The sequence below is a fragment of the Streptomyces sp. NPDC017979 genome, assembly GCF_044328175.1.
Lineage (GTDB): Bacteria > Actinomycetota > Actinomycetes > Streptomycetales > Streptomycetaceae > Streptomyces.
Genome location: NZ_JBIRGU010000001.1, coordinates 197,051 through 213,998, shown reverse-complemented (window position 1 = coordinate 213,998; position 16,948 = coordinate 197,051). Strand labels below are relative to the sequence as shown.

The following is a 16,948-nucleotide window of genomic DNA, read 5'->3' as shown; positions in this document are numbered from 1 at the left end:
CGCGCCCCCGCCCGGATCGCGAGACCCCCGGGCGCCCCGCCCCCTCCCCGCCGTACGGTGGGACGCACCATCTGCACCCAAGGAGATATCCCAGTGGCCGAGCTGTTCTACGACGCCGACGCCGACCTGTCCATCATCCAGAACCGCAAGGTCGCGGTGATCGGCTACGGCAGCCAGGGCCACGCCCACGCGCTGTCGCTGCGTGACTCCGGCGTCGACGTCCGCGTCGGTCTGCACGAGGGCTCCAAGTCCAAGACCAAGGCCGAGGAGCAGGGCCTGCGCGTCGTCACCCCCGCCGAGGCCGCCGCCGAGGCCGACGTCATCATGATCCTGGTCCCGGACCCGATCCAGGCCCAGGTCTACGAGGAGTCCATCGCGCCCAACCTCAAGGACGGCGACGCGCTGTTCTTCGGGCACGGCCTGAACATCCGCTACGGCTTCATCAAGCCCCCGGCCGGCGTCGACGTCGCCATGGTCGCCCCGAAGGGCCCGGGCCACCTGGTCCGCCGCCAGTACGAGGAGGGCCGCGGCGTCCCGTGCATCGCGGCCGTCGAGCAGGACGCCTCGGGCAAGGCGTTCGAGCTGGCGCTGTCGTACGCCAAGGGCATCGGCGGCACCCGCGCCGGCGTCATCAAGACCACCTTCACCGAGGAGACCGAGACCGACCTCTTCGGCGAGCAGGCCGTGCTCTGCGGCGGCACCGCCGCGCTGGTCAAGGCGGGCTTCGAGACCCTGGTCGAGGCCGGCTACCAGCCGGAGATCGCGTACTTCGAGTGCCTCCACGAGCTGAAGCTGATCGTGGACCTGATGTACGAGGGCGGCCTGGAGAAGATGCGCTGGTCGGTCTCCGAGACCGCCGAGTGGGGCGACTACGTCACCGGCCCGCGGATCATCACCGACCAGACCAAGGTCGAGATGAAGAAGGTCCTCGCCGAGATCCAGGACGGCACCTTCGCCAAGAACTGGATGGACGAGTACCACGGCGGCCTGAAGAAGTACAACGAGTACAAGACGCAGGACGAGAACCACCTGCTGGAGACCACCGGCAAGGAGCTGCGCAAGCTCATGAGCTGGGTCGACGACGAGGCGTGAGCCCGTGGCGAAGGGCCGTGACACCCCGGGGAACGGGGGCGTGACGGCCCTTCGCCGTCGTTGACCACTTCGTCCACCCACGGACGGGTGATCCTGCCGAGAAGGCGCAAGACCGACCCCCGGACACCACTACACTTCTGAACAACACGCGTCAGGCCCACAGTGTCGTGCGTCTTCCACGCGGCTAGCCCCTCCACCGCCTGCGGCCGTCGGGACGGCCGACTCCCGCCGTGGCTTTGCGAGCCCGTGCGGCATCTTTGGACTTGTGAGGACTCACGTGAGCGCTGAGCTTGCTCGTAAACCCGTCGTACTGATCGCCGAAGAGCTGTCGCCCGCCACCGTGGACGCGCTCGGTCCGGACTTCGAGATCCGGCACTGCAGCGGCGCCGACCGTGCCCAGCTGATCCCCGCGATCGCCGACGTCGATGCGATTCTCATCCGTTCCGCCACCAAGGTCGACGCCGAGGCGATCGCCGCCGCGAAGAAGCTCAGGGTCGTCGCCCGCGCCGGCGTCGGCCTGGACAACGTCGACGTCTCCGCCGCCACCAAGGCCGGTGTGATGGTGGTGAACGCGCCGACGTCGAACATCGTCACCGCCGCCGAGCTCGCCTGCGGTCTGCTGATCGCCACCGCCCGCAACATCCCGCAGGCCAACACCGCCCTGAAGAACGGCGAGTGGAAGCGTTCCAAGTACACCGGCGTCGAGCTGGCGGAGAAGACCCTCGGCGTCGTCGGCCTCGGCCGCATCGGCGTGCTGGTCGCCCAGCGGATGTCCGCGTTCGGGATGAAGGTCGTCGCGTACGACCCGTACGTGCAGCCGGCGCGCGCGGCCCAGATGGGCGTCAAGCTGCTCACGCTCGACGAACTGCTGGAGACCGCCGACTTCATCACGGTCCACCTGCCCAAGACGCCGGAGACCGTGGGGCTCATCGGCGACGAGGCGCTGCACAAGGTCAAGCCGACCGTCCGCATCGTGAACGCCGCGCGCGGCGGGATCGTCGACGAGGAGGCGCTGGCCTCGGCGCTGAAGGAGGGCCGGGTCGCCGGCGCGGGCCTGGACGTGTACGCGAAGGAGCCCTGCACGGACTCCCCGCTGTTCCAGTTCGACCAGGTCGTGTGCACCCCGCACCTCGGTGCGTCCACGGACGAGGCGCAGGAGAAGGCCGGCATCGCGGTGGCCCGTTCGGTGCGCCTCGCGCTCGCCGGCGAGCTGGTGCCGGACGCGGTGAACGTCCAGGGCGGCGTGATCGCCGAGGACGTCAAGCCCGGGCTGCCGCTGGCCGAGCGGCTGGGCCGGATCTTCACCGCGCTCGCCGGCGAGGTCGCGGTCCGCCTCGACGTCGAGGTGTACGGCGAGATCACCCAGCACGACGTCAAGGTGCTCGAACTCTCCGCGCTCAAGGGCGTGTTCGAGGACGTCGTGGCGGAGACCGTGTCGTACGTGAACGCGCCGCTGTTCGCCCAGGAGCGCGGGGTGGAGGTGCGGCTGACCACCAGCTCCGAGTCGCCGGACCACCGCAACGTGGTCACCGTGCGGGGCACGCTCGGGGGCGGCGAGGAGGTCTCGGTCTCCGGCACGCTGGCCGGCCCGAAGAACGTCCAGAAGATCGTCGCCATCGGCGAGCACGACGTGGACCTGGCGCTCGCCGAGCACATGCTCGTGCTCCGCTACGACGACCGTCCCGGTGTCGTCGGCACCGTCGGCCGCATCCTGGGCGAGGCCGGTCTGAACATCGCGGGCATGCAGGTCTCGCGGGCGGAGGAAGGCGGGGAGGCGCTGGTGGTGCTGACCGTCGACGACACCGTGCCGCAGCCGGTGGTGGCGGAGATCGCCGCGGAGATCGGTGCGGTTTCGGCGCGTTCGGTGAACCTGGTCGACTGACGCGTTTCGCGTACGCGCGTCTAATGCGTGCCCGGGGCCCGGCCCACCGTTGCGGTGGGCCGGGCCCCGGTGTCTTTGGGGACGCTCCGGGACGACGAGGTGTGCGGCGCGGACCCCTGCGCCGCCTGACGCGTCCTACGCCCGGAGGGCGTGGAGGGCCCCCCACCTGTTGCCCTGCGGGCGCGGGGACCCCAGCCTCCAAGGCTCCCGTCCGCCGTTTCCCCGCGGGAGCATTGCTGTCTGCGGCCCGGTGGCGGGCTGGTCGCGCAGTTCTGCCCCCTATGCCCAGAGAGCATGGGGGACCTCCAGCGCCCCTCATGGCCCACGCCCTGCGGGCGTAGGGGCAAACCCGTACCCGGCCCGCAGCCACATGACGGGGGCAGCAAGACAGGGGCGCGGGGAACTGCGCAAACAACCCACCACCGGGCTGTGGTCGCCACGATTGCCTGGCCATCCACGGCGGTCTCGCGCCCGCTGGAGCGACGACATCGATCGGAGGGCGTGGGGTGCCAGCTCCTAGTGCCGTGACCGGCAATGTTTGCCCGTGAGGAGTGTCGTCCGGTGCGTGCGATCGCAAGGCGGCCGGAAGCTCTGGTAGCGGTGGGGGTACCTCCCGTGCCCGCAGGGCACAGGGGGCCTACCAGAGCTTCCGGCCAACGCGGCGAGGGTGCGTGCCGGACGGGACGACAGGGCAAAGCTTGCCGGGAGGGGCACTAGAACGCCCCCACTACAGCCGCGCCGCCTTCAAGGCCATGTGCAGGAGCAGGCGGTCCTGGCCGGAGGTGAGGTGCAGGCCGGTGAGTTGTTCGACGCGGGAGAGGCGGTAGTAGAGCGTCTGGCGGTGGATGCCGAGTACGGCGGCCGTGCGGCTCGCCTGCCCCGCGCAGTCAAGGAACACCTCGGCGGTGCGGGCCAGTTCGCGGTGGGCGGGGGCGAGCAGGGGGCGGACGGCGGGGTCGTCCGCGGCGGGGCCGTCGGCCAGCGAGGTCAGCATGCGGTACGGGCCGATGGCGCCCCACTCCGCCACCGGGGGCGACCCCGGCTCGGCGTGGGCGGCGCGGGCCGCGGACGCCGCCTCGTGCCAGGCCGCGTTCAGCTCGGCCAGCCCGGGGCGCGGGGCGGCGATCCCGGCGGTCAGGCCCTGGGCGGCGCCGATCAACTGGTCCGCCAGGGTCAGCGCGGGACCGGTGGTGTCCACGGCCCGCAGCCGCACCAGGACGGCGAGCACCCGGGTGGTCGCGGACCCCGCCGGCCGCGGCGCCCAGGGCACCGCCACCGTGCACAGCGCCGACACCCCCGGCAGGGACCGCGCCGACGGGGCGTCCGCCGCAGGCCAGGGCGCCACGCACAGCACCGCGTGCGGGCCGTTCGCCCCACCCTCGGCCCCTCGCAACGCGGTCCGCAGTGCCGCCACGGCCATGTCGTACTGCCAGCCGCGCTCGGCGGTGAGCACCGCGCGCAACTCGCGCGCGAGGTCGGCGTCGGCGCGCTCCTCGTCGGCCAGCAGCACGCCGATGCGGGCGGCCACCTCCATGGCGGCGGCGAGCTGGGCATCGCTGGGGCCCGGGGTGGTGTCGAGCAGCCAGACGTACCCGAGGACGACACCCCGATGGCGTACGGGCAGACACAGCCGGTCGCGCAGGACGCCCGCGTCCGGAGAGGCCGGGATGCGCACCGGGCCGGTCGCCCGCGCGATGCCGAAGCCCTCGAACCAGGCGCGGACCGCCGGGGTGGACGTGCGGGTGAGGATCGAGCGGGTGCGCACCGGGTCCAGGGCGGCCCCGTCGAACCCGCTGTCGTGGACGCCGAACGCGATCAGCCCGAAGTCGCGGTTCTCCAGCGTCGCCGGGGCCCCCAACAGGGCCGAGATCTCGTCGACGAGGTCCTGGTAATCGCCCTTCACCCGGACATTCTGGCACGCCCGGGCGGTGCCTTCAGACAGGTGTCTGAGATCTCGGCCACGGATGCGTGACGTCTGTCGATGGCTGAGGATCGGAGCGATCCTTAGATTTCACGGTGGTTCTTCGTGCCGTTCCGGATCGTCTTCCCCGCGGTCCGGGTCGGCCTGCTCGTACACCTTCGTGGAGGTCCCCGTGTTGGGTCCCGTGATCCTCGCCGCGTCGCGCAGCGACCGGATGCGTCGCATCATTTCGGCAGCGCCGATCACCAAGCCGGTGGTGAATCGCTTCATCGCCGGCGAGTCGGTCGAGGAGACCGTGCCCGTCGTCGTGGACAGCGCGAGCCGCGGCCTTGAGGTCACCCTCGACGTCCTCGGCGAGGACGTCACCGACCCGGCCGAGGCGCTGCGCGCCCGCGACGCCTACCTGGAGCTGATCGAGGCGCTGCGCCCGCTCGGCCTCGGGGAGCGCGTCGAGATGTCGGTGAAGCTGTCGTCCTTCGGGCAGGCCCTGGCCGGCGGCCACGACCTGGCCCTGAAGAACGTCACCCCGGTCGTCGAGGCCGCCGCCGAGATCGGCACCACGGTCACCCTCGACATGGAGGACCACACCACCGTCGACTCGACGCTGGCGATCCACGCCGACCTGCGCCAGCGCTTCCCGCGCACCGGTGCCGTCGTCCAGTCGTACCTGTTCCGGACCGAAGACGACTGCCGGATGCTCGCCGAGGCCGGTTCGCGCGTACGGTTGGTGAAGGGCGCCTACAAGGAGCCCGCGTCCGTCGCCCACCAGGACAAGGCCGAGGTCGACAAGGCGTACGTCCGTTGCCTGCGGATCCTGATGGACGGCGAGGGCTACCCGATGATCGGGTCCCACGACCCGCGCATCATCTCCATCAGCCAGGAGCTGGCCCACCGGGCCGGCCGCAAGCTGGAGGACTACGAGTTCCAGATGCTCTACGGCATCAGGGAGGCCGAGCAGCACCGGCTGGCCGCCGAGGGACACCGGATGCGGGTGTACATCGCCTACGGCACCGACTGGTACGGCTACTTCATGCGTCGGCTCGCCGAGCGCCCCGCCAACCTGGCCTTCTTCCTGCGCTCGCTCGCCAGCCGCGGCTGAATCCCCCAACCGATCCACGAACGAAGGAGTTGTCGGCAACGATGGACGCCGTAACCCAGGTCCCCGCGCCGGTCAACGAGCCGGTTCACTCCTACGCGCCCGGCAGCCCCGAGCGAGCCCGCCTGGAGGCGAAGCTCAAGGAGCTGGCCGAGAACCCGATCGAGCTGCCGATGACGATCGGCGGCGTGCGGCGGATGGGCGGCGGCGAGCGGGTCGACGTCGTGCAGCCGCACAACCACAAGGCCGTGATCGGCACCTTCGCCGGCGCCACCCAGCAGGACGCCCAGGACGCGATCGACGCCGCGCTCGCCGCCGCCCCGGCCTGGCGCGCGATGTCCTTCGACGACCGCGCCGCGATCATCCTGCGCGCGGCCGAGCTGCTGGCCGGCCCCTGGCGCGAGACGCTGGCCGCCTCCACCATGCTGGGCCAGTCGAAGACCGCCCAGCAGGCCGAGATCGACACCCCGTGCGAACTGGTCGACTTCTGGCGCTTCAACGTGGCCTACGCCCGGCAGATCCTCGCCGAGCAGCCGCCGGCGAACTCCCCGGGCGTGTGGAACCGGCTGGACCACCGTCCGCTGGAGGGCTTCGTCTACGCGATCACGCCCTTCAACTTCACCGCCATCGCGGGCAACCTGCCCACCGCCCCCGCCCTGATGGGCAACGTCGTGGTGTGGAAGCCGTCCCCGACCCAGACGCACTCCGCCGTGCTGCTGATGCAGCTCCTGGAGGAGGCGGGCCTGCCCAAGGGCGTCATCAACCTGGTGACCGGCGACGGCATCGCCGTCTCCGAGGTGGCGCTGAACCACCCGGACCTCGCGGGTATCCACTTCACCGGCTCCACCCGGACCTTCCAGCACCTGTGGAAGACGGTCGGCAACAACATCGAGAAGTACCGCTCCTACCCGCGGATCGTCGGCGAGACGGGCGGCAAGGACTTCGTCGTCGCGCACCCCAGCGCGGACCGCGCGGTGCTGAAGACCGCGCTGACCCGGGGCTCCTTCGAGTTCCAGGGCCAGAAGTGCTCGGCGTCCTCCCGGGCGTACGTGCCCGCCTCGATCTGGAACTCCGGCTTCAAGGAGGAGTTCGCGGCCGAGGTCGACGGGATCAAGATGGGTGACGTCACCGACCTGTCGAACTTCATCGGCGCCGTCATCGACGACCGGTCCTTCGCCAAGAACAAGGCCGCGATCGACCGCGCCGCGGCCGACCCGACCTGCGAGATCATCGCCGGCGGCAGCTACGACGACTCGGAGGGCTACTTCGTCCGCCCGACCGTCATCGTCTGCACGGACCCGGAGAACGAGGTCTTCACGACCGAGTACTTCGGCCCGATCCTCGCGGTGCACGTCTACGACGACGAGTCGCCCGAGGGCTACGACGCCGTGCTGGCGCAGCTGGAGTCCGTCTCCGCGTACGCCCTGACCGGCTCGGTCATCGCGAACGACCGCGCCGCCGCCGCGCACACGATGGAGAAGCTGCGCTACGCCGCGGGCAACTTCTACATCAACGACAAGTCGACCGGTGCGGTCGTCGGGCAGCAGCCCTTCGGCGGCGGTCGGGCGTCGGGCACCAACGACAAGGCGGGTGCGCCGCAGAACCTGATGCGCTGGACGCTGACCCGCGCGATCAAGGAGACGCTGGTGCCGCCGACCGAGTACGGCTACCCGCACATGGGCTGACCCCGCGGGCTCGACGCAGCCCCGGGGCCTTCCCCCTCCCGAGCAACCGCCCCCGTTCCGGCCCCCACGCCGGTTCGGGGGCGGTTTCCATTGGCGGGGGCGGTGTCCTCGTGCGGGGTGCGGTTGCCCCGTGCGGGGTGCGGGGGACTCCGTGCGGGGTGCTTGGCGGGGCGCGGTGGCGCCGCGGTGGTGGCGCGATGGCAGCGTCTGCGGCCCGGTGGTCGGTTGTTCGCGCAGTTCCTCCCCCCGTGCCCTGCGAGCACGGGGGGACCCCAGCGCCCCTGATCGCTTGGCCCGTCAGTTGTCCGCGGGCTGGATGTGGAGGTCTTCAGGGGCGCTGGGCCCCAAGCCCGCTGGGCCGAGGGGGCGGAACTGTGCGAGCAGCCACAGATGGGCTGTAGGCGCAAAGGTGGCTTGGTCGCCCACGGTGGGATCGCGCCGGCTGGAGATGCGCCCGTGCCGGCGGCGAGGTCGCCCCGGTCAGTCCACGCGCGGGGTCTCCGCGAGGCGCTTGATCGCGTGGAGTCGGGAGTCCCAGTCGGAGGCGACCCTGGCCATCCAGCCGGCCGCTGCGTTCAGCCGGGCGGGCAGCACGGTGAACTGGGCCTCGCGGCCCGAGCGCCGGCTCGTCACCAGGCCCGCGCGGCTGAGGACCCCGAGGTGCTTGACGATCGCCTGCCGGCTGACCGGCAGCTCCTTGGCGAGGGCGGTCGCGGTCGCGCTGCCGTGGGTGGCGAGCGCGTCGAGTATCCGCCGTCGGGTGGGGTCGGCGAGCGCCGACAGCACCTCGGACATGGCGTCCGCCGTGTCGAGCGGCGCGGCGGACCCCGCCGCCGGCTCGCCCGTGCCTGTAGTCATGGCTCGATTCTCGCGCCTAGGACCCCGACCCTTCGCAGTCACCCCCGGTCGTCCCATCGGTCCGCCCCGTCTCCGCATAGTTCTTGATGTTGACGACCTGGCCGGCCCAGCCGCCTTCATGGCTCTCGTAGGAGGCCGTCTCCTTGCTCTTCGCGGGGATGTCGAGCGCCGCGAAGCCGGTCTCGACGACGGTGAGGTGGGTGCCCTCGCCGTCGGGGACGAGGGTGAACTCCACGAGCGTCGAGTTCCCCTCGACGGCCTGCTCGCCGGGGTGGGCGGACGCCCACCGGTAGGCGAACCGGCGCGGCGGGTCGACCTCGACGATGGTGGTCGGGAAGGTCCCGTACTCCCCGTGGTCGAGGAGCATCGTGCCGCCGGGCCGCAGGTCCACCGGGGTGGGTTCGCCCATGCCGAACCAGTTCCCCACGTGCTTCGGCTCGGTGAGCACCGCCCAGACGCGCTCGGGCGACGCCGCGATGGTGATCTCCTTCTCGATCCGGTCCCGCTGCGAGGCGGCGGTGTCGGTGCTGTCGGGGGCCTGGGAGTGCTGGATCTCGCTCATGGTCGGCTCCTCGTGCGAATGCCGTCGTACTTGATGTGCTACCTCATGGTTGCATTTCAGGACTCGTGTTGCAACCGCATGGTTGCGTGTCTGGATCGTGGCGCCCGGGGACGGGGCGACCGGCGGAGCGGTGGTTGACTTGTGGGGTGTTCGTACTCCTGCCGGGAACCGGACTCGTGCTGCCGCACCGTGCGGGCACGCTGCGGTTCGGCATGAGTGAGTACGCGGCCCAGTGGGCGGTCTCGATGCTCTGCGAGATCCACGTGCTCGGGGGCGCCGCCGCCGACTGGGCGTTCACCGGGGACTACCTGGGTCTCACCCTCACGGCGCGCGGCGAACGCGTCCCGCGCGGTGCGGAGCGCGGGGGAGGGCTCGAATACGTGGAGGTGGGGCGGGAGCCCGCGGACGCGACGGGCGCGGAGCCGACCGGGCCCGCGCTGGTGCCGGTGGTGTACCGGGGCGTGGACCTCTTCGGGCGCCCGCGGGCCGAGGTGGTGGCGCACCTGCCGCAGCAGGCCCGGGTGGACCACGGCATCGGCCGCCCCGGCGGCTACCTCCAGGCGATCGGGCTGCACGGCCCGCGGGACCTGTGCCGTACGGGACAGGGGTCCGGCTGAAGCCCCGCACCCGGCGGGCGCGACGTCAGCGCCAGCCGGCCACGATCAACGAGAGCCCGACGGCGAAACCGGCGCCCAGCAGGCCCAGATACAGCAGGTAGAAGCGGCGGTAGCGGCGCAGCAGCACCCCGAGCGCCGCGAAGGCGAGGCCCACGGTCAGGGTGCGCGAGCCCCGGGCGGCCGCGGAGGCCGCCAGCCAGTCGTCCCTGGGGACCTCCGCGCGGCCCGCCTCGGCCGCGTACACCTTGAAGGGGACGCCGTTCCACGGCTGTTGCGCCACCGCGTCCGCGCCCCGTACGGACAGCGCGTGCCCGACCTCGACGCGCATCCGGTCCGTGGTCAGCGGCGCCGGCAGGGCGAAGCCGAAGGCCGCGAGTTCCAGCGCCAGCAGCGAGCCGGCGAGGCTGCCCGCCAGCGCGGTCGCCGACAGCCGCAGCGCCGCTGCCGGCGCCGCGAAACAGGCCGCGCCCAGCAGGAGTTCCGGCATCAGCGGCCAACTCAGCGCCTCGGCGAAGGCCCACACGAAGGCGATCAGCAGCCCCCAGCGGCCGGCGGCGACGGCCGCGACGCGCCGTCGGACGGTCGAGTCCCGCAGCGCCTCGGCGCTGGTGCGGCGGTGCAGCCCGGCGACCGCGTCGCGCGCCGCATCCGGGGTGACCGACGGCGGCAGCGGCGCGCCGATCCGCACCCGTACGAGCGAGGCGCGCAGTCGACCGTGCTTCGGCAGCAGCCGGTCCGTGCCCGCGATGCCGACGGGCACCACCGGGACGCCCGCCTCGGCGGCCAGCACCAGGGCGCCGCGGTGGAACGAGCCGAGCGCGCCGTCCGCGCCGCGCGTCCCCTCCGGGAACAGCACGACTGCCCGCCCCGCCCGCAGGTCGTCGGTCATGGCGAGCAGATCGTCCAGGCCGCCGCCGGTGCGGCGGACCGGGAAGCCGGCGGCCAACCGGCGACAGATCCGGCTGCGCCAGCGGGAGGCGAACCAGTAGTCGGCCGCCGCGCCGATCGCGGGGGCGTGCCGGGCGTCGAGCGCGGCGAGCAGGGCGGCGGTGTCGGCGTGCGACGCGTGGTTGGCGACGACGACGCAGCCGCCGCGCGGCAGCCGTCCGCGCCGCTCCACGCCACCGGTGAGGGTCAACACGCACCACCACAGCGCGCGTCGCAGCGCGGAGGCGAGCCCGGAGCGGGGCGGCGCCCACGACCGTGCGTCGTCGGCGCGGCCGGTGGTCTTCCCGGCCGCGGTGGCACGGGGCGTACGGGGCGCGGGGGCGGCGCCGGTTCGGCCGACAGCCACAGCGCGGGCTGCACCACCCGCGGACGTGCGGGTCCCCTCCGTCGGCTCCCCGCCCCGGTCGACCGCGGTCGCCGCTGCGTCCTTCCCGTCGCTCATCCGTGCGTCCTCCTCCATCGCCCCGCGTACGGCTCCGCCGGCCGGCGGCCCGTTCGCGGCGCCGTCCGTCCCGAACGTCCCGGGCCTCATCCGGTCACCACCGCCGCCAGCAACAGCGCGGGCAGCAGCGAGTCGATCCGGTCCAACAGGCCGCCGAAGCCCGGCAGCCAACTGCCCGCGTCCTTGACGCCCGCCTCCCGCTTGACCATGGACTCCAACAGGTCGCCGAGTACGCACCCGGCGAGCACCGCCGCCCACAGGGCGGGGGAGAAGGCGTCGACCGCGAGCAGCACCAGGCCCGTGGCGACGGCCGCGCCCGCGACCCCGGCCCACGTCTTGTTCGGCGACAGCGGCGACAGCGGACGGGCCAGTGGCCCGCGCCGCCCCAGCGCCGTACCCCCGCACCAGGCGCCCACGTCGCCCAGCGCCACCGCCAGGCCCACCGCGACCGCGGTCTCGCCGAGCGTCACCAGACCGGTCAGCGACAGCGGGATCCACAGCAGTCCGAACGCGGTGCGCGCGGCCCGGGTGAACCCCGAGGCACCGTCACCCGACAACACCGGCGCCACCGCCGCGGCCAACAGCAACAGCCCCGCGGCCCGTGCGTCCAGCGCCCCCGGCGCCAGCCATCCGAGCGCCGGCAGCCCGACCGCCGCGGCCAGCAGCACCGCGCGGTCGGCGCGCGCGAGGCCCGCGAGGCGCACGTACTCGCCCACCGCCACCACCCCGAGCAGCGCCGCCAGCGCGAACGCCCCGCCCGCGCCCAGGAAGAGCGCCCCCAAGAACACCGGCGCCGCGATCGCCCAGGTGCGCCAGCGACGGCGCAACTCGGCCCGCATCCGGATCCGCGCGGGCAGCGCGGCGACCGCGATGCCGCCCGCTCCCAGCGCCCCCGCCACCAGCGGCAGGGCCCGCCCCACCGCCTCGCCGGCGACCAGCGTCGACCCGCTCATGCGCCCAACTCCCGCCACAGCCGACCCAGTCGCACCAGCGCGGTCAGCGCGGAGCCGACCGCCAGGACGACGAGCACCGGCACCGCCCAGCCCGTCGCCGCGGCCACCACCGCCAGCAGACAGCGCTCCGTCTTGCCGACCGGACCGCCGTTCAGCCGGGGCGCGCCCGCCGCGGCGCCCGCCAGGGACACCCAGGACGGCAGGGTGGCCGCCAGTGCGGCGACGCCCACCAACCAGAGCGGTGCGATGGCGAGGAAGCCCGCCAGCACCACCAAGTCCGCCGCCCGGTCGCCTAGTTCGTTCAGCAGTGCACCGCGCCGCGTGGTGCGGCCGGTGGACCGGGCCAGGGCGCCGTCGAGGTTGGCGAAGGCGAGCCGGGCCGCGAGGAGCGCGGCGACCGGGAGCGCAGCGAGCGGCGCGGGCAGCCAGGCGAGGGCCGCGGCGGCGCCCGCGGCGGACGCGACGCCCGCGACGGTGAGCGCGTCGGGCGACACCCCGCGTCGGGCGAGCGCCCCGTGGACCCCGGCGAGCCGGGCCGCGTACCAGGGCTTGAGAGCGTAGAGGCCGTTCATGCCGTCCACTCTTCTCCGGCGGCCGCGGCCTCACCACGGACCGGGTACTCAGTTGGAAAATGAGTACGTACCCGGGCACATCGGCTGGAAGGCTGGGGCCATGCCCCACACTTCCGCCATCCCCGCGGGCGCCGAACTACGCGTCCTGCACACCTTCCAACTCGCCCCGGCCGAACTGGCCGAGATCCGCGTCCTGATGGACGAGGCTTTCGAAGGGGACTTCTCCGACGAGGACTTCGACCACGGCCTCGGCGGGGTGCACGTACTGGTCAACGGCTCCGACGGCGGCCTGGTGGCCCACGGCTCGGTGATCATGCGCCGGGTCAGCCACGGCGGCCGTTGGTACCGCGTGGGATACGTCGAGGCCCTGGGCGTGACGGCCCCGCTCCAGCGCCGAGGGCTGGGCGGGCGGGTGATGGCCGCCCTGGAACAGGTCATCGAGCGCGCGTACGACTTCGGCGCACTGTCGGCGTCCCCGGAGGGCGCGGGCCTGTACCGCTCGCGCGGCTGGTGGCCCTGGCCCGGCCGGATCGAGGGCATCGGCCCCGAAGGCGCCGTGCCCTTCCCCGACGAGGAGGGCTCCACCTATGTGTGGGGCACGCTCCCGGCCCGCGAGGGCACCCTCGGCTTCGACTGGCGCGACGGCGACGTGCTCTGAGGCGTACGAGCAACTGCGGCTGCTACGGGTCGTCGGTCTCCAGCAGCTGGCCTGACGGCCGGACCTCCAATCGAGTGAGTTGATCAGCGCCCGGCCGGCCCCCTCTGACCTGCGGGTTCCATGATCTCCGTCTCAGATAGTAGGAAGCCCAACTATTTGTAGAGACAGCGACGCTCCGCTGCCCTACTTTTGTAGGAGCCGAACGCCTCGCTCGATCCAGCGAACGGCGGTTCGCGCCCGTGCCATTGCCAGGTCACCCCTGGGGCAGGCGCACCGCCCCGCCCGGCGCCTCGAAATCCCCGCGATCTCAAGGAGTCGATCCACCATGTCCGCACCGAGCGTCCGTCGCGTCCGCGTCCGTCACGTCCGCACCACCGAGTCCGACCGGAAGAACGCCGCCGCGGCCCTGCAGCGCGCGCTCGACCGTCGCGACAACGGCGGTTCCCCGAGCCTGTGAAGGTCGCCCCGGCAGCCGTGCTGTCCAAAAGCTGGACAGCTCGTGTCATGGGGTGGGACAGCCAGTAGGGTGCCCCCATGCCCCGCAGCCTCAACATCGCAGTGATCCCCGGTGACGGCATCGGCCGAGAGGTCGTCGCCCAGGGCCTCAAGGTCCTGACCTCCGTCCTCCCGCAGGACGTGAAGCTGGAGACCAAGGAGTACGACCTCGGCGCCCAGCGCTGGCACCGCACCGGTGAGACCCTTCCCGACGCGGAGCTGGCGGCCCTCAAGGAGCACGACGCGATCCTGCTCGGGGCCATCGGCGACCCCTCCGTGCCCTCCGGCGTCCTGGAGCGCGGGCTCCTCCTGAAGCTGCGGTTCGCCTTCGACCACTTCGTGAACCTGCGCCCCTCGAAGCTCTTCCCGAACACGGCGACCCCGCTCGCCGGCCGGCCCGAGATCGACTTCGTCGTCGTGCGCGAGGGCACCGAAGGCCCGTACACGGGCAACGGCGGCTCGCTGCGCACCGGCACGCCCGCCGAGGTCGCCACCGAGGTCAGCCTGAACACCGCGTACGGCGTGGAGCGCGTCGTCCGCGACGCGTACGAGCGGGCCAACTCCCGCCCCCGCAAGAAGCTGACGCTGGTCCACAAGAACAACGTCCTGGTGTACGCCGGTCACCTGTGGAAGAACATCTTCGACCGGGTCGGGCAGGAGTACCCCGAGGTCACCACCGACTACCTGCACGTCGACGCCGCGACGATCTTCTTCGTTACCCAGCCGGAGCGCTTCGACGTCATCGTCACCGACAACCTCTTCGGCGACATCCTCACCGACCTGGCCGCCGCCGTCACCGGTGGCATCGGCCTGGCGGCCTCCGGCAACATCAACCCGACGGGCGCCTTCCCGTCGATGTTCGAACCGGTCCACGGCTCCGCGCCCGACATCGCGGGCACCGGCAAGGCCGACCCGACGGCCACGATCCTCTCCGTCGCCCTCCTCCTGCGTCACCTCGGCTTCGACGCCGAGGCCGGCCGCATCGAGGAGGCCGCCTCCGCCGACCTGGCCCAGCGCGATGGAACCTTCCGCACGACGGACGAGATCGGCGACGCGCTCGCGGTACGCGTGGCGACCTGACCCGACGACTCCACCACGAAGCCGCCGGGTCGCGAAGCGCCCGGCGGCTTCCTCCTGTGCGGCCCCGGGTGCACTGATCCACCAGTCAGCACTCCGGACCGCACATTCCCCCCGTACCACCCGTTTCGAGCACGCGCCCCGAGGGCGATAATCGAAACCGGGCCGTGGCTTACGGGATTGCTCGGACGTCCTAGGGTGTGGCCGGAAAGCAGCGCCCTGAGCTCGAAGGGCATCGCAGGCCAGGCGGGACTTTCCGGACACGACCTAGCACCACGAGCGGCGTGTGCGCGGTCCGATCAACCAACGGTGAAGGACACAGCACTCATGACGACGCCCACGATCGAGTTGAAGCACTCCTCGAACCCGCTCTCCGACGCCGAGCGCGCGGCGATCCTGGCCGACCCCGGATTCGGTCGCCACTTCACCGACCACATGGTGACGATCAAGTGGAGCGAGGGGCTCGGCTGGCACGACGCCCAGCTCACCCCGTACGCGCCGCTCTCGCTCGACCCGGCGAACATGACCCTGCACTACGCGCAGGAGATCTTCGAGGGACTGAAGGCGTACCGGCGTCCGGACGGGTCGGTCGCCACCTTCCGTCCGCAGGCCAACGCCGAGCGCTTCCGCACCTCCGCGCGCCGGCTCGCGATGCCGGAGCTGCCGGTCGAGACCTTCGTCGCCGCCTGTGACGCCCTCGTCCAGGCGGACAAGGCGTGGGTGCCGGCGCACGGGGGCGAGGAGTCCCTCTACCTGCGTCCGTTCATGATCGCCACCGAGGTCGGCCTCGGCGTGCGGCCGGCGAACGAGTACCTCTTCGTCGTCATCGCCTGCCCGGCCGCCGCCTACTTCTCCGGCGGCGTCAAGCCGGTCTCCGTCTGGCTCTCGGAGGACTACGTCCGTGCCGTCCCCGGCGGCATGGGCTTCGCCAAGACCGGCGGCAACTACGCCGCCTCCCTGCTCGCCCAGGCCGAAGCCGCCGAGAAGGGCTGCGACCAGGTCGTCTGGCTGGACGCCCTGGAGCACAAGTGGGTCGAGGAGATGGGCGGCATGAACCTGTACTTCGTGTACGGGAACAAGATCGTCACCCCCGAGTTGACCGGCTCGCTGCTCGCCGGCATCACCCGTGACTCGCTGCTCGCCCTCGCCGCGGACCTCGGATACGAGGCCGAAGAGGGCCGGATCTCCACCGAGCAGTGGGCGCGGGACACCGCGAACGGCACGCTCACCGAGGTCTTCGCCTGCGGCACCGCCGCGGTGATCACCCCCGTCGGCCGGGTCAAGTCCGAGAGTGCCGAGTGGGTCCAGGGCGACGGCACGCCCGGCGAGGTCACCCTCAAGCTCCGCCAGGGCCTGCTGGACGTCCAGCGGGGCATCGCCGAGGACCGCCACGGCTGGATGCACGAGTTGGGCTGATCCCGAAGGGTCCGGGCCCCGTCATGCCCCCGTCCTCCCGCGATGGTGAGGATGGGGGCATGACTGCATCGGCAGGACCAGCGGAACCACGGCGGGCAGAGCGGGACACCGCGCTGGCCGAGGCGATACGGCTGCGGGAGCGGGGTGACCGGGAGTCGCAGGAGGTGGCCCGGCAGCGGCTCCTCGCGCTCTCCCGGCAGTGGCCGGACGACGCCGAAGTGGCCTACCAGACCGCCTGGGCGCACGACGTCCTGGAACGGGAGGCCGAGGCGGTGCCCCACTACCGCCGCGCCCTGGCGGGCGACGGCCTCGCCGCCGCCGACCGCTGCGAGGCGCTGCTCGGACTCGGCAGCACCCTGCGGGTGCTCGGTCGGTACGAGGAGGCGGAGGCCACGCTGCGGGAGGCCGTCGCCGCCTTCCCGGACCACGGCGGGCTGCGGACCTTCTGGGCCATGGCCCTCTACAACACCGGGCGGTACGAGGAGTCCGTGCGCCTCCTGCTCCAACTGCTCGCGACCACCAGCGAGGACCCCACCGTGCGGGAGTTCGGCCGGGCCATCGCGTACTACGCCGCCGACCTCGACCGCACCCTCGACTGACACCGCCGCCTTCTTTTGAGCGCTGCTCGAAAACTTGCCCGTCGATCCTTCTCTTCGGCGCGTCCAGCTTTTAGA

16 protein-coding genes are annotated in these 16,948 nt (G+C 72.4%); 10 read left to right on the top strand and 6 right to left on the bottom strand.

All coding sequences use genetic code 11. The features are described 5' to 3' along the window. The first annotated feature begins 93 nt into the window (after positions 1-93). Positions 94-1,092, top strand: a complete 999-nt coding sequence (ilvC, locus tag ACH4E8_RS00955; RefSeq protein WP_361960915.1) for a ketol-acid reductoisomerase — start codon at positions 94-96, stop codon at positions 1,090-1,092. Between the two features lie 277 nt (positions 1,093-1,369). Continuing rightward, positions 1,370-2,974, top strand: coding sequence for a phosphoglycerate dehydrogenase (gene serA, locus ACH4E8_RS00950; protein ID WP_398443046.1), 1,605 nt, complete (start codon positions 1,370-1,372; stop codon positions 2,972-2,974). 727 nt (positions 2,975-3,701) lie between these two features. Here serA and ACH4E8_RS00945 read toward each other — a convergent pair. After that, positions 3,702-4,877: a PucR family transcriptional regulator gene (locus ACH4E8_RS00945; RefSeq protein ID WP_398443045.1), complete on the bottom strand. Its 1,176-nt coding sequence runs from the start codon at positions 4,875-4,877 to the stop codon at positions 3,702-3,704. A 190-nt stretch (positions 4,878-5,067) separates the two neighbouring features. Here ACH4E8_RS00945 and ACH4E8_RS00940 point away from each other — a divergent pair, with 190 nt between their 5' ends. Both ACH4E8_RS00940 and pruA read left to right on the top strand, forming a co-directional pair. Next, positions 5,068-5,994 (top strand): proline dehydrogenase family protein, encoded by a 927-nt coding sequence (locus tag ACH4E8_RS00940; RefSeq protein WP_398443042.1) that lies wholly within the window; start codon positions 5,068-5,070, stop codon positions 5,992-5,994. Between the two features lie 41 nt (positions 5,995-6,035). Further along, a complete protein-coding gene (gene pruA, locus ACH4E8_RS00935) occupies positions 6,036-7,676 on the top strand; it encodes an L-glutamate gamma-semialdehyde dehydrogenase (protein WP_398443039.1) in 1,641 nt (546 codons plus the stop codon). A gap of 480 nt (positions 7,677-8,156) precedes the next feature. Here pruA and ACH4E8_RS00930 read toward each other — a convergent pair whose 3' ends face one another. Both ACH4E8_RS00930 and ACH4E8_RS00925 read right to left on the bottom strand, forming a co-directional pair. Then, the gene (locus ACH4E8_RS00930) at positions 8,157-8,471 is read right to left on the bottom strand and encodes an ArsR/SmtB family transcription factor (RefSeq protein ID WP_398444668.1); all 315 of its coding nucleotides are present in this window, start codon (positions 8,469-8,471) and stop codon (positions 8,157-8,159) included. Between the two features lie 79 nt (positions 8,472-8,550). Then, positions 8,551-9,096 carry an SRPBCC family protein gene (locus ACH4E8_RS00925; RefSeq protein ID WP_398443037.1) on the bottom strand — a complete coding sequence of 182 codons (546 nt, stop codon included), beginning with the start codon at positions 9,094-9,096 and terminating at the stop codon, positions 8,551-8,553. A gap of 146 nt (positions 9,097-9,242) precedes the next feature. On the opposite strand from ACH4E8_RS00925, the gene ACH4E8_RS00920 reads away from it, so the two are divergent. Then, positions 9,243-9,713 carry a hypothetical protein gene (locus ACH4E8_RS00920; RefSeq protein WP_398443035.1) on the top strand — a complete coding sequence of 157 codons (471 nt, stop codon included), beginning with the start codon at positions 9,243-9,245 and terminating at the stop codon, positions 9,711-9,713. Positions 9,714-9,738: 25 nt separating this feature from the next. On the opposite strand, the gene ACH4E8_RS00915 is transcribed toward ACH4E8_RS00920, so the two are convergent. The 3 genes from ACH4E8_RS00915 to ACH4E8_RS00905 form a co-directional block, all read right to left on the bottom strand. After that, a complete protein-coding gene (locus ACH4E8_RS00915) occupies positions 9,739-11,103 on the bottom strand; it encodes a lysophospholipid acyltransferase family protein (protein ID WP_398443034.1) in 1,365 nt (454 codons plus the stop codon). Between the two features lie 86 nt (positions 11,104-11,189). Beyond that, positions 11,190-12,056, bottom strand: a complete 867-nt coding sequence (locus ACH4E8_RS00910) for a phosphatidate cytidylyltransferase (RefSeq protein ID WP_398443032.1) — start codon at positions 12,054-12,056, stop codon at positions 11,190-11,192. Next, positions 12,053-12,628: a CDP-alcohol phosphatidyltransferase family protein gene (locus tag ACH4E8_RS00905; RefSeq protein ID WP_398443030.1), complete on the bottom strand. Its 576-nt coding sequence runs from the start codon at positions 12,626-12,628 to the stop codon at positions 12,053-12,055. The genes ACH4E8_RS00910 and ACH4E8_RS00905 overlap by 4 nt, the downstream gene beginning before the upstream one ends. Before the next feature lie 100 nt (positions 12,629-12,728). Between ACH4E8_RS00905 and ACH4E8_RS00900 the strand changes: the two genes are divergently transcribed. From ACH4E8_RS00900 to ACH4E8_RS00880, 5 genes are all read left to right on the top strand, one after another. Beyond that, positions 12,729-13,286: a GNAT family N-acetyltransferase gene (locus ACH4E8_RS00900; RefSeq protein WP_398443028.1), complete on the top strand. Its 558-nt coding sequence runs from the start codon at positions 12,729-12,731 to the stop codon at positions 13,284-13,286. 325 nt (positions 13,287-13,611) lie between these two features. After that, positions 13,612-13,743: a hypothetical protein gene (locus ACH4E8_RS00895; protein ID WP_361536953.1), complete on the top strand. Its 132-nt coding sequence runs from the start codon at positions 13,612-13,614 to the stop codon at positions 13,741-13,743. A 77-nt stretch (positions 13,744-13,820) separates the two neighbouring features. Continuing rightward, entirely contained in the window at positions 13,821-14,861 is a 1,041-nt protein-coding gene (locus ACH4E8_RS00890) for a 3-isopropylmalate dehydrogenase (protein ID WP_398443026.1), read from the top strand. Positions 14,862-15,185: 324 nt separating this feature from the next. Then, positions 15,186-16,274: a branched-chain amino acid aminotransferase gene (locus ACH4E8_RS00885; protein ID WP_398443024.1), complete on the top strand. Its 1,089-nt coding sequence runs from the start codon at positions 15,186-15,188 to the stop codon at positions 16,272-16,274. A 59-nt stretch (positions 16,275-16,333) separates the two neighbouring features. Then, a complete protein-coding gene (locus ACH4E8_RS00880) occupies positions 16,334-16,873 on the top strand; it encodes a tetratricopeptide repeat protein (protein ID WP_398443022.1) in 540 nt (179 codons plus the stop codon). Positions 16,874-16,948: the final 75 nt, after the last annotated feature.